General features: G+C 41.1%; 9 protein-coding genes and 1 pseudogene. 5 read left to right on the top strand and 5 right to left on the bottom strand.

From position 1 onward, the window contains the following. The first annotated feature begins 32 nt into the window (after positions 1 to 32). Positions 33 to 938, top strand: a complete 906-nt coding sequence (htpX, locus tag GBI16_RS16165) for a protease HtpX (protein ID WP_058870051.1) — start codon at positions 33 to 35, stop codon at positions 936 to 938. Positions 939 to 1,010: 72 nt separating this feature from the next. On the opposite strand, the gene GBI16_RS16160 is transcribed toward htpX, so the two are convergent. From GBI16_RS16160 to GBI16_RS16145, 4 genes are all read right to left on the bottom strand, one after another. Beyond that, the gene (locus tag GBI16_RS16160; RefSeq protein WP_151707465.1) at positions 1,011 to 1,376 is read right to left on the bottom strand and encodes a bleomycin resistance protein; all 366 of its coding nucleotides are present in this window, start codon (positions 1,374 to 1,376) and stop codon (positions 1,011 to 1,013) included. A gap of 6 nt (positions 1,377 to 1,382) precedes the next feature. Beyond that, positions 1,383 to 1,976, bottom strand: coding sequence for a DUF4112 domain-containing protein (locus GBI16_RS16155; RefSeq protein WP_086208035.1), 594 nt, complete (start codon positions 1,974 to 1,976; stop codon positions 1,383 to 1,385). A gap of 115 nt (positions 1,977 to 2,091) precedes the next feature. Beyond that, positions 2,092 to 3,438 (bottom strand): magnesium transporter, encoded by a 1,347-nt coding sequence (gene mgtE / locus GBI16_RS16150; protein ID WP_151707464.1) that lies wholly within the window; start codon positions 3,436 to 3,438, stop codon positions 2,092 to 2,094. 132 nt (positions 3,439 to 3,570) lie between these two features. After that, positions 3,571 to 6,675: a multidrug efflux RND transporter permease subunit gene (locus tag GBI16_RS16145; protein WP_086208037.1), complete on the bottom strand. Its 3,105-nt coding sequence runs from the start codon at positions 6,673 to 6,675 to the stop codon at positions 3,571 to 3,573. A gap of 906 nt (positions 6,676 to 7,581) precedes the next feature. On the opposite strand from GBI16_RS16145, the gene GBI16_RS16140 reads away from it, so the two are divergent. Further along, positions 7,582 to 7,956, top strand: coding sequence for a diacylglycerol kinase (locus tag GBI16_RS16140; protein ID WP_086208252.1), 375 nt, complete (start codon positions 7,582 to 7,584; stop codon positions 7,954 to 7,956). Between the two features lie 100 nt (positions 7,957 to 8,056). On the opposite strand, the gene GBI16_RS16135 is transcribed toward GBI16_RS16140, so the two are convergent. After that, positions 8,057 to 9,661, bottom strand: coding sequence for an isocitrate lyase (locus tag GBI16_RS16135; RefSeq protein WP_086208038.1), 1,605 nt, complete (start codon positions 9,659 to 9,661; stop codon positions 8,057 to 8,059). A 647-nt stretch (positions 9,662 to 10,308) separates the two neighbouring features. Here GBI16_RS16135 and GBI16_RS16130 point away from each other — a divergent pair. The 3 genes and pseudogenes from GBI16_RS16130 to GBI16_RS16120 all read left to right on the top strand — a co-directional run. Next, a complete protein-coding gene (locus tag GBI16_RS16130; RefSeq protein ID WP_086208039.1) occupies positions 10,309 to 11,298 on the top strand; it encodes a LysR family transcriptional regulator in 990 nt (329 codons plus the stop codon). A gap of 127 nt (positions 11,299 to 11,425) precedes the next feature. Further along, positions 11,426 to 12,754 (top strand): hemolysin family protein, encoded by a 1,329-nt coding sequence (locus GBI16_RS16125; RefSeq protein ID WP_086208040.1) that lies wholly within the window; start codon positions 11,426 to 11,428, stop codon positions 12,752 to 12,754. A gap of 243 nt (positions 12,755 to 12,997) precedes the next feature. Then, a pseudogene (locus GBI16_RS16120) lies at positions 12,998 to 13,600 on the top strand (SLC13 family permease); the annotation flags it as partial. Positions 13,601 to 13,726 lie beyond the last annotated feature (126 nt).

Below are 13,726 nucleotides of genomic sequence, written 5' to 3'. Positions count from 1 at the left end.
GATTATTTTTTTATTATAAGAGGATTTTCTCAATGATGCGGATTGGTTTGTTCTTGCTAACCAACCTCGCGGTACTGGTTGTAGCTGGCATTATCTTGTCACTCTTCGGTGTCGGTAGTTACCATGGCGCGGGTGGCTTAAATCTAGGTAACCTTTTGGTTATCTGTTTTGTCTTTGGTATGGTTGGCTCAATGATTTCTCTATTCATGTCAAAATGGATGGCGAAGAAAACAACTGGTACAGAGTTAATTGACCCCAATGCCCCACGTAACCAAGCTGAAGCATGGTTGCTACAAGAAGTCGCTCAATTGGCGCAACGTTCTGGTATTAAAATGCCAGAAGTCGGTATTTTCCCCTCTTACCAATCGAATGCCTTTGCTACAGGTTGGAACAAGAACGATGCATTAGTTGCCGTTTCTACTGGCTTACTTGAGCGTATGAATAAAGACGAGCTTCGCGCAGTCTTGGCTCACGAAATTGGTCACGTGGCCAATGGTGACATGGTGACTTTGGCGCTCGTTCAAGGTGTCGTGAACGCCTTCGTGATGTTCTTTGCACGTGTTGCAGGTGATTTCATTGATCGTAATGTCTTTGGACGTGAAGACGGAGAAGCACCTGGTTTAGCTTATTTTGCCATTACTATTGTGCTTGATATTGTCTTTGGTGTTTTAGCTTCTGCAATCGTGATGTGGTTCTCCCGCTACCGCGAATATCGTGCAGACGAAGCAGGTGCCCGTCTTGCAGGCAAACAAGCGATGATTTCAGCCTTGTTGCGTTTACAAGCAGAATCACAACTTCCAGATGCCATGCCTAAAGAAATGAAAGCGTTTGCGATCGCGGCAGGTCAAGAGCAAGGCTTTAGTTTAGCCGCTTTGTTCCAAACCCACCCGACGATTGAACAACGTGTTGCTGCTTTACAACAGCTCGATTGTCCATAAAAACTCGTTCACTAGATTTTAAAAAGCCTCCTCTTGGAGGCTTTTTTGTGACTCTGCATCACAGATGCATCTTCATTCAATCGTCACTTCGATACAGCGTAATAAACTACCATTTGGGTCAATGATACAAAACTGGCGGATCTCGTCAAAATCCTGAATATCAGTCATACGGGCAGTTCCCCACAATGCCCAATTCACTTTAGACCAATATTCATAATAGGGGTGAATCTTCGCTACGCGAATACAGGCACTATGCCATGAACTGTTTGGATCTAAATGTGGATGATGGAAAAATTCAAGTGTCATCGTACCTAAACGCAGAATCATCCACTCTGCGGACTGATAGATCAGATCAAAGCCCAAGCTTTGGTAAAATGAAGCAGTGCATACCAAATCAATCGCTGGCAAATTCGCCGTAATCTGACCTTCAAATTTCATCAGCAGCTATCCTAGGTTTAGTCCTTGTAACCAATGCCACATCACACTGCCACCCCACCATAATAAGCCAATAAAACAGACCAAAAAGATCAGGCCAAACAAATCGGGGATGTGTAGCCAAAGCCATGCAATTACTGGATTCCGCCAAAATGCGGACTGTTGCTGTTTCTTTTCCAATTTTTCATGAAGAAAGGGATGAGTCACATGATGCTCTGAATGAATTTGGTATTCTTCCCGAATATGGTCATGAACCACATCCAGTGCTTTACGACTCGGACGTATAAAAATATCAAACAATGTCCCTAATACAGGGATAAAACCAACGACGGCATCAATCATAGCCAGCTTCAACACTGGACTTAATTTCTCTTGCGGCACGCCAATTTGTTTAGCTTTATAAATGGCATAACAAGTCAAGGCAAAACCCGCGATATCCCCAGCGATGGGAACAGTACTCAGCGCTGCATCGGCACCTACACCCTGCTTGGTGAACGGAATACGCACCACCGAATCCATCATATTGGCATATTTGGCCAAATCACGCTCTAAACGGATGACATCTTGCTGGCTCATTTTTTTTTGTTCTAAGGGTTCAGGCATGTTGGTACTGACCTCCATTATTTCAACCACATTAACATCATAAAACCACTGAATTATGCTGGTTTTTATCACTTTTTTCTGTGCTAACTTTGTGCTGAAACAAGTGCTTATAGGCTTAGGACAAGCTTAAAATTTGCGATGCAATCAGCAGATATACCACCACGCCAGACGCATCACAAATTGAGGTGACCAAAGGTGCAGATGCACTGGCTGGGTCGAGTTTTAGGCGGTTTAAGATAAACGGCAGACTCATACCAATCAGACACCCCATCAACACAATACCCATCATACTTAGCGCCAAGACCACGGCGACCAAAATATCCCCGCGGAAATAGCCCAAAATAGAGACTGCCGTTGCCATGGTTCCACCTAAGCACAGCGCAACCAGACTTTCACGTCCGAGCAAATAAAACCAGTCTTTAAAATGTACATCACCCGTTGCTAGTGCGCGTACCATTAAAGTTGCGGACTGGGACCCTGCATTTCCGCCACTTCCCACCAGTAAAGGGAGGAAAAATACCAAAACGATATGTGCTGCAATCAAGTCTTCAAAATGCGCAATTCCCAGCCCTGAGAGTAAACTGCCAAAAACCAGAAATACCAACCAAAACACCCGCTTCTTATAAAGTAAGAGGATTGGAGCCGTTTTAATACTCATCTGCGGACTGGCCGCAACCGCACTACTTTTTAAAATATCTTCTGTGGTTTCTTGTTGTACCACATCCATTGCATCGTCGTAGGTTACAATCCCCAATAAACGCTGCTGCTCATCGACAATAGGCAAAGCCATAAAATCATAATGGGCCAATTTCTGTGTGATACTTTCCTGATCTTCACTGACCAAACCCGTAATGACATGACTGGTCATAACCTGTCCAATAGATTGCTCAGGCGGAGACTGGATAATTTGCCGCAATGAAATCACACCGTGTAAATAACGTGAGGCATCAGTCACATAGATTAGATATAAAGTTTCACTTTCCGCTGCATGTAACCGTATATGTTGAATCGCCTGTTGCATAGTCATTTCAGCATGTACCGTAATGACCTCAGTGGTCATGATGGCGCCCGCGGACTCAGCAGGATAATCCATCAACGTCTTCAGTTGGACTTGAATCTGCGCATCTAATTTAGAAAAAAGTTGAGTTTGAAGCGCGAGAGGCAAGCTTTGAAATAAATCGGTGCGATCATCCGAATGCATGTGAGCCAGTAAGCTCAGCAGCAAAGCCTGAGGCAATTGCGCTGCTAGCTGCTGCTGCTCGGTCAACGCTAAAAACTCAAAAACATAACTGGCTTGAGGTAATTGTTCCAATAGCTGAATTTGCGCAGGTATAGGCAGACCCATTAAAATATCAGCCAAATCCGCAGTGCTGTACTGTTTTAGGCTTTTGATAAAAGCATGGTTATCGGGCTGATTTAGCTGATCTTCAAAATCTTGCTGTGAAAATGATGGATTTGGCATATACCACTCAAATATTGTTCTTCTTTATTTGTCCGAGTATAGCAAAGGATCTTTAAATATCTGGAGCTTCCTGTGGCTACAGTTTAAAGATCCGCTATGCATATTAAACTCTATACATGTTTCGGCTTGGACTTAGACTTCATCCTGCTGAGTTCGCCCATGAAACACATGACGAACCAGAACATACATTAAAGGTATAAACAACAATACCAGCACGGTTCCAAAAATCACTCCACCGAGTACACTTACTCCAATTTCCTGACGACTTGCCGCCCCTGCACCAAAGGCAAAAACCAAAGGAGTCACACCTGCCCCAAAAGCCAAAGATGTCATTAAAATCGGACGTAGACGTAGGCTGGCCCCTTCTAATGCAGCTTGAATTGCTGTTTGACCTTTTTGCTGTGCCAATGAGGCGAATTCCACAATTAAAATCGCATTTTTGCAGGATAAACCAATCGTGGTGAGTAATGCGATCTGGAAATAAATATCATTTGGAAAGCCCGTCAGATAACTAAACAAAATATTACCACCAATCCCTAATGGAATCGCACTCATCACTGCCGTTGGGATACTCCAACTCTCATACAGTGCTGCTAAACATAAAAAAATAAAGCCGATGGAGACCAAATACAGGAGCAATGCTTGGTTATTAGACTTATTTTCTTCATAAGATAAACCACTCCAAGCCAGATCAATCCCCTCATGTGCTTGTAGCATTTTCTGGACATCTTGCATGGCTTGACCCGAACTGACGTTTCTGGCGGTATCTGCTTCCATTTCTAGGGCGGTATAACCCATAAAACGATTTACCACTTCAGGACCACCACTCCAAGATACTTGGGAAAAATTGCTAAATGGAATCATTTGGTTCAGATCATTGCGCACCGTCCAAGCCTGAAGATCTTCAGGTTTAGAACGGAACGCGGCATCAGCCTGCATAATCACCCGCTTAATCCGACCACGGTCAATGAAATCATTGATATAAGTTCCACCCCATGCACTCGACAAGGTACTGTTAATCGCAGTTTGACTAAGCCCATTGGCTAATGCCTGCTGTTGGTTAATATCAACCTTGAGTTCAGCTTTATCGGGGTTAGAACGTTTATCTAAATTGCTAAAACTAGAGTACTGCTTGGATGCTTCCTGCAAAGCCTTGAACTGTGCTTCTAAATAAGCACGACCTTCACCATTAATGTCTCGGATCCAGAACTCCATACCATCGGTTTGCCCCAAACCATTCACCGATGACGGCAAATTAATATTAATTTGTGCATTTCGATGTGCATTAAAATGAGCAATTGCACGCTCTCGAATCGCTTGCGCTGAGTTGTCCTTCCCCTTACGCTCATCCCAATGTTTGAGTGCAATAAAGCCTTGACCCAAGTTTTGTCCTGTCCCCGAGAAGTTACGCCCATAACGGATCATTACCAAATTGATATTGGCCTGTTCTTGGTCTAAGAAATATTGGCGAATCTCTTCTCCAACGACACGACTTTGACTCAGTGGTGCACCATCAGCCAATTTAAATTGCACACTTAAAATACCTTGATCTTCACTTGGAATAAAACTGGTCGGCAAAGCCCGGTAAAACAACGCAAACACGGTAATGAGTGCCACAAAGATGAGTAACATGATTTTACTGTGTTGAATCGTCTGAGTGCTTAATCGTAAATAATGCTGTTTTAATTGATCTAGCTTTAAGTTGAACCACGTTGCCCAGCGGGCAGATTTATCATTCGGTTTTAAAATGAGAGCACATAAGGCAGGAGTAAGCACCAATGCCACCAATAAAGACAGTGCCATGGCCGCCACTAAAGTGATGGAAAACTGACGATAAATCACTCCCGTTGAACCACCAAAAAATGCCATGGGAATAAATACAGCAGTTAACACCAAAGTAATCCCGATCAATGCTCCGCTGATTTCCTGCATAGATGTAATAGAGGCCTGCTCTGCACTCATATTCTGTTCATGCATCAACCGTTCAACGTTTTCCACTACCACAATCGCATCATCCACCAAAAGACCAATCGCTAAGACCAATGCAAATAGTGTTAAGGTATTAATACTCATCCCAAGTACGTATAAAATAGCAAGTGTGCCTAAAATCACGACAGGTACTGTAATGGTCGGAATCAGTGTTGCACGCCAGTTTTGTAAAAATACAAACATGACCACAATCACCAGAAGCACCGCTTCAAATAGTGTTTTGACGACTTCCTTAATCGACTCTTGCACAAAAGGTGTGTTATCACGCGGATAAACAATTTGATAACCTTCAGGCAGTTTAGAAGACAAGCGGGCAACTTCTTGTTTAATCAATGCAGACGTTGCTAAGGCATTGGCACCTGAGGACAGAGAAATCCCAATCCCAGCTGAAGGAAACCCATTAATGGTATTAAACGACTGGTAATTTTCCGCGCCCAGTTCAATCCGAGCCACGTCTTTTAAATAGATAAAACCGCCATCACGGTTCGATTTCACAATAATGTTTTCAAATTCTTCAACAGTTTTTAACCGTGTTCCAGATGTCACTTTAGCATTCAAATATTGATCTGATAGGGTTGGCAAATCGCCGATTGCCCCTGCCGCAACTTGGGTATTTTGCGCTTCAACCGCTGCACGAATATCACTGGGCATCAGTCCATATTGGCGTAGTTTATGTGGATTGAGCCATATACGCATAGCATACTGAGAACCAAAAACATCAACCTCTCCAACGCCATCAATACGGGCTAAGTCTTGCTCTAAGTGGGTCATCATATAATCTGACAACTCAATATTATTGCTTTTTCCTGTTTGGTCATATAGACCAATCACCATATGCGTATCGCCCAAAGACTTATAAACATTAACCCCTTGACGCTGTACATCTTCAGGTAAACGGTTAATCACACCATTGACCGCATTTTGTACTTGAACCTGAGCAGTATCAGGATCGGTACCATTTTCAAAGCTAATGCTGATTCGACTACGACCATTTGAATCGCTACTGGAGCTAAAATAAAGTAAATGATCAATCCCTTTTATTTGTTGTTCTAAGACCTGAGTGACACTTTCTTCTACAGTCTCAGCCGATGCCCCTGTGTATGTTGCACCTACCGTAATTCTAGGCGGTGCAATATCTGGATAACGTTCCACAGGCAACTGAAAGGTGGCAAACAAACCAAATGCCATGACAATAATTGCGAGCACACCTGCAAAGATTGGCCGATGAATAAAAAACTTAGAGAGCATGGAATGGTGTTACTCTAGGGTTAGGGTCTGAATCTAAAAACTTCATGTAACTACATGCATGATCTTCCATGACGAATCATTAAAAAACAAGACCTAACAACATGAAAGAGAACATTAAAGCGAAATATGAAGAAACTATGAAGAAATATTTTTGACCATTTGATGACAACCACTAATTTTCTGTAGTTAGGCATGAATTTGACATGTTTAATCCAAATACTAACGACACAACACTAACTAAACTTTGAGGGCAAAAGGCTAAAAATGCGCTATCGCTTACAAGGCCTCTAGGCTTAGCTGACAATCAGCAGGATAATAAAAACGGTACAGTCGTAGCTACAATACCCCATCAATAATGAATACATTCAGGCTGTATAACTGATTATCGGGCATCGAGAGCAAAAAATAGGTACGACCTAACCAGACTTAAATCGAATCCAACATACAACAAGCAACACCATCCGACTTTATGGTCATGTGCATGCCATAAGGCTAACAGTCCATCTTTATATCCTTCTCGCTGAAAACGATTCCCCCCTTTTAGACTGGTGTACAATCTCGGTTATAAATAAGAGAAAGATACACTGGCAACGTTTTAAACATTTATTAAAGCAAGTTTAGATTGTATTTTCACTAATTACGCAGCTCTCGGTTATAAAGCAATTCACAGCTTTTAGAAGCAAAGAAGCTCGTTATTTACATTCCCGAAGCAATTAGATTATATTTTCTGCTCAGCGCGCCTCGCTTCGTTTTTCAATGGCATTCGGTAAAAAATAAAAATATGAGTATATGGTTCTACACTCTTTATCTAGCTTTATCTAAAAGCACAACGGCATTCATCACATCTTTAAGCGACTTTTAATATAACTTGGGTATTGTGTTTAAAATTTTAAAATAATGGCAGCTATGACTCTATATTCCCCATTTAAAGGTAGCTCTGGCGTTAAACGCATTTTAAATGCAACGCAATATTCTCTTTCTGGTTTCAAAGCCGCTTTTGCCCATGAAGCTGCTTTTCGTCAAGTTCTTTGGATTAATCTCATTCTTATTCCTGTGAGCTTTTTATGTGATGTGAGCCGTTTTGAACAAGCTTTAATGGTTGCAGTCTGTTTACTGGCGCTCATTGTTGAACTATTCAACTCGGCAATTGAAGCCGTGGTGGATCGAATCTCTCTTGAACGTCATGAACTTTCAAAAAATGCCAAAGATATGGGCAGTGCTGCACAATTCGTTTCTTTGAGTATGATCTTTATTGTATGGCTATTTATATTAATCCCTTAAGATTTCAAATCTGATCGCTCAGTTGATATCTAATCACAATTAAAATCACCAACCATAAAAAAACCCTGCTTTCGCAGGGTTTTTTGAATCAAGTCAAAGCTTAGTGAGCTGAGAATTGGTTCATTGTGTTTTTAGCATCATCGTGCGCTTTAAGAGCGTTGTCACCAGAGAAGATTTCTTTGTGATCATCACCGATGTCAGAACCCGCCATTGCTTGGTGTTTAACACAAGCGATACCACCACGGATTTCTTTACGTTGTACGCCAGCAACATAAGCCAACATACCTTCAGAACCGAAGTAACCTTGCGCAAGCTCATGAGTAGAAAGAGCAGCAGTGTGGTAAGTAGGAAGTGTGATCAAGTGATGGAACACACCCGCTTCACGAGAAGCATCAGCTTGGAATGTACGTACTTTCTCATCAGCATCAGCAGCTAATTCAGTTGCATCGTACTCAGCGCTCATTAATTTAGCACGGTCGTAAGCAGAAACGTCTTTACCTTCAGCAACCCAACGGTCGTAAGCTTGTTGACGGAAGTTTAAAGTCCAGTTGAATGATGGGCTGTTGTTGTAAACAAGCTTAGCATTTGGAACTGTTTCACGTACACGGTTAACCATGTGAGCGATTTCTTCAACGTTTGGAGTTGCAGTTTCGATCCAAAGAAGATCCGCACCATTTTGAAGGCTAGATACACAGTCAAGTACAACACGGTCAATTTGAGTGTCAGCACGGAACTGGTATAAACCAGAAGCTAAACGTTTAGGACGGTGTAATTTACCATCACGTTTGATCAAGATTTCATCTTCTTGAGCATCAGCGATGTCAATTTCAGTTGTGTCTAAGTAGCTGATGTATTGAGAAGCAATGTCACCTGGCTCTTTAACCACTGGGATTTTTTGAGTCAAGTCAGCGCCTTCAGAGTCAGTACGCGCAACGATGATACCGTCATCAAGACCCATTTCTAAGAATGCATAACGTAATGCATGGATTTTAGCGATGAAGTCTTCGTGTGGAACTGTTACTTTACCAGCTTGGTGACCACATTGTTTCGCGTCAGATACTTGGTTTTCGATTTGAAGTGCACAAGCACCAGCTTCGATCATTTTACGAGCAAGTAAGTAAGTTGCTTCTTCGTTACCGAAACCAGCGTCGATGTCCGCAATAATTGGCACAACGTGAGTTTGGAAACCGTCGATTTGAGCAGTGATTTCAGCAGCTTTAGCAGTATCACCCGCTTCGTTTGCTTTTTTAAGCGCACGGAATAAATCGTTAAGTTCTTTCGCATCAGCTTGACGTAAGAAAGTGTAGATTTCTTCGATCAAAGCAGGTACTGAAGTTTTTTCGTGCATAGATTGGTCAGGAAGTGGACCAAATTCTGAACGAAGTGCAGCAACCATCCAACCAGAAAGGTAGATATAACGACGTTCAGTTGTACCGAAGTATTTTTTGTTCGCAATCATTTTTTGTTGTGCGATGAAACCGTGCCAGCAACCCAAAGATTGAGTGTATTTGCTAGAATCAGCATCATAAGCAGCCATATCACGACGCATAATCGCAGCTGTGTATTTAGCAATGTCTAAACCAGTTTTAAAACGGTTTTGTAATTGCATACGCGCAGCATCTTCAGGACTGATGTCTGCCCAAGTGCTACCGAATTTTGCTTTTAATTCGCGGATTGCATCAATCGCTGTTTGGTATGTAGTCATGATATTTCCTGTAATAATATTAGGATTTTCTTCAACGAATGGCTAAAATCAGACCCTCGAGCTTTTGCTTAGATTTAGAGCGCTTCGTTGCGATGAATACAGATTAGATTGGCAGAAAAAATTAATCCAATATTCTGCATTAATTTTCGGTATTTATTTAAAAAATGGGTAGATAAAAGTCGAATTATATTTTACTCAATTCACTTTAAGTACATGTTATTTATGATTTTATATAAAATATAAAATGCTTTAAATTTAAACATTAAGTTCAATATTTCTTCATTAGACTTAAGTCTCGGCAGTTCAAAAAAATAGTTTAAACTAGAAATCAATGTTTCATTTAGCTCAAATAACAAAAACCATTTGCTTGGGATAAAGTGTATTTTTCACACATTTATTCCACTAATAATAGTAATTTCAAGCTATTTTTTTTGCCTAAATTACCATCAACCATCGTGCCTTCCCAATCTAAATATTGACCCAAATTCCAATAGATTTTCAGATTAAAAACATTCTATTTAGCGCACCTTTTAAGAAGAATTCCGAATACACTTTGATGCTTTTTTTTTCATCAGTTTCTCACACAAGCCCGATGGCTTATGGCATAATGCAAACAATTTCATGATTTTATTCTCGGTATTTTTTTTATGAATCTGGAGCGGGTTGATCTAAACCTATTAATTTACTTGGACGTACTCTTACGTGAAAAAAATGTAACCCGAGCTGCTGAACAATTGGGTGTCACCCAACCAGCTATGAGTAATATCCTACGTCGCCTTCGTAACTTATTTAACGACCCTCTCCTGATTCGCTCTTCCGAAGGGATGACTCCCACAGAACGTGCTTTAGAATTACAACCGCGCATTCGCGACGCACTTTCCGATCTTTCCATGATTTTGGAACCTCGTACCGAGTTCCGTCCTTATACCTCAAATCGCGTATTCCGTATTATGACTTCGGACTATGCTGAAGCAACTTTGGTTCCTCGTCTCGTGAAAGCGCTTCGCTCTGAAGCACCCAACGTCGTTTTAGACTTTTTAACCCCAAGTGACGTGTCCTATCGCGACATGGAACAAGGGAAAGTCGATTTAGCCATCAACCGCTTCAATGAAATTCCACAAAGCTTCCACCAAGTTCTTGTTTGGCGTGACAGTTTCTCTTGCCTACTTAACAGTAAACACCCTGCTGCTGGCAATTTGAACTTAAAAAGCTATTTAGATGCTCAACACATTTGGGTCTCTAAAACTGGTATGGGCGTTGGTTTCGGCGTCAACCCTGAAAAACAAGCTGGACTCGGCTGGATTGACCAAGCTTTGGAACGGATTGGGCAAAAGCGTAAAATTTCGGTCTTTACTCGCCACTACCAAATGCCTGCTCTACTGGCATCTAATGTCGACTTAGTTGCAACCTTACCAACACGTATTGCACGCTTACAAGCCAAGAGCCAAAGCCTACTCATCAAAGACCCTCCGTTTTACATTCCAGAGTTTGAGCTCAAGATGGCATGGTGTCCTCTACTCCATCATCATCCTGCGCACCGTTGGCTCAGACAACTCATTTTATATGTGGCACGTCAAATGATTGAGGAAGAAAATCGTGAGTTTCTGGGCAATAACTCACAATTCTCACATTATTAAGCATTTAAGTTCTAAATAATTCATTTTCATACCAATACTCAGGTATGATAGAAGGCAGTAATTTATTACTGCCTTCATTTTTTGTGTTAAAAATATTCATAATAACGATGAATCACAGGTGGATTCCGTGAGCCTTTTTCAAAACATAGTTATCATTCTAGTCCTAATTGCTGGGGCGGGTTTCTTGTCTCTGACAGAAATAGCACTAGCAGGAGCACGTAAAGTCAAGCTAAAAATCTTGGCTGAGTCTGGCGATGATCGAGCACAGAAAGTTTTGAATTTACAAGAAAATTCTGCCGACTTCTTTGCTGCTTCGCAGATTGGCTTAAATGCAGTGGCGATCTTGGGCGGTATTTTAGGTGAGGGGGCTTTTCGTCCTTATTTCATGACCTTTGTTTCTCGTTTTTATACAGGACCATGGGCGGAAACCATTAGCTTTGCATTGTCATTTACCTTAGTTACCTCCCTGTTCATTTTGTTTGCAGACCTCATGCCAAAACGTTTGGCTATGATTGCACCTGAGAAAATTTCGATTGCGGTGATCAACCCGATTCAAGTTTTTATTAAAGTCTGTAAGCCACTTGCTTGGATTATTAACGCAGTGGCCAATTTGCTGTTCCGCCTGTTTAAGGTCAACACGACACGGGATGATAACATTACCTTTGATGATATTTCTGCGGTGATGGATGCTGGTGCGCAAGCGGGAGTCCTACAAAAGCAAGAACACCATTTCATTGAAAACGTATTTGAGCTAGAAGAACGAAATGTTCCATCTAGTATGACCACTCGTGAAAATGTCATTTACTTTACGTTGAATGAACCTGAAGAAAGTATTCGCCAAAAATTAGCTCAATATCCTTATTCTAAATTTCTTGTTTGCAGTGAAAATATTGACGATGTGATTGGCTATGTCGATGCCAAAGACATTCTAGTCCGTATTCTAAATAATCAATCTTTACTGCAACTCAACGAAAGTACCATTCGTAATGTACTCACCATTCCAGACACATTAACCTTATCTGAGCTATTAGACCGTTTCCGCTCCACCAAAGAAAAGTTTGCAGTCGTGATTAACGAATATGCTTTGGTCGTAGGTGTGATTACCCTCTCAGACATTATGATTACCGTCATGGGTGACTGGGTTACACCGATTGAGGCTGAGCAACAAATTATTAAACGCGATAATAATTCATGGTTGATTGATGGCAGTACACCCATTGAAGATATTAAGCACGCACTTGAAATTGATGAAATGCCAGATGAAGAGAATTATGAAACGCTTGCAGGTTTTATGATGTACCGTCTGCGAAAAATTCCACGTCCTGCCGACACTGTTGAATATGCAGGCTTTAAGTTTGAAGTCGTGGATGTCGATCATTTTAAAATTGACCAACTCTTAGTCACACGCCTACTTGAAGAAATCAAAACATCTGAAAGTAAAAGTGATGAAGAATAAGCTACTCTTCTTTTAATAAAAAACCTTGCCTCTAGTGCAAGGTTTTTTTTTGAAATACTCAAAGCATCTTTTGAGTTATACAAATTAAGTATCTCTACCATACTTTATAGATATATATTATTTTTTAGAAAAATAGAATGGAAAACCACATTTGTTTAAGAGCATTTAAAAATTCTGTTGAATTGCATACTATCGCTATCACTTGATTAATAAACAGACTTAACACGTTCAAAGGATTGATTCATGCTGACCATATTAGGTTTAGGCATGATTATGTGCTTCATGTACTTAATCATGTCTAAACGTCTGAGCGCCCTCGTTGCCCTAACTCTAATCCCTATCATTTTCGCTTTACTTACTTATGTTTTAAGTCTTTTTGTTGATAATTTAGCTGGATTTAATATTGCCGAACTTGGCGATATGATGATGGAAGGCATTAAAAAACTTGCACCGACTGGTGTGATGTTACTTTTCGCTATCCTATATTTTGCCATCATGATCGACACTGGGCTTTTCGATCCTTCAGTAAAATGGATTCTAAAGCAGGTTAAAGGTGATCCTTTAAAAGTGACCCTCGGTACCATTACCCTAACTTTAATTGTGTCTTTAGATGGTGATGGTTCAACCACTTACATGATCTGTGTCGCTGCAATGCTACCACTGTATAAGCGTATTGGTATGAGCCCTTTAATCATGGCTTGTTTAATGATGCTTGCGAGCGGCATCATGAACTTAACGCCATGGGGTGGACCAACAGCGCGGGCAGCAACCGCATTACATGTCGATCCAAATGATGTCTTTGTTCCTATGATTTTGCCAATGCTCGTTGCTATTGGATGGCTATACAGAGGTGGATCAGGAAATTTGAACAACACTTATAAGTGATATTTTGCTCCCCAAATGATGTTATAAACATCAATATATGGAGTATTTTATGGCACGTAGACCAAGAAGAAATCATTCAAATGATTT

The organism is Acinetobacter sp. TUM15064 (genome assembly GCF_008980265.1).
Lineage (GTDB): Bacteria > Pseudomonadota > Gammaproteobacteria > Pseudomonadales > Moraxellaceae > Acinetobacter.
Note: the sequence above shows the minus strand (reverse complement) of the source record. Positions and strands in the feature narration are given on the sequence as shown.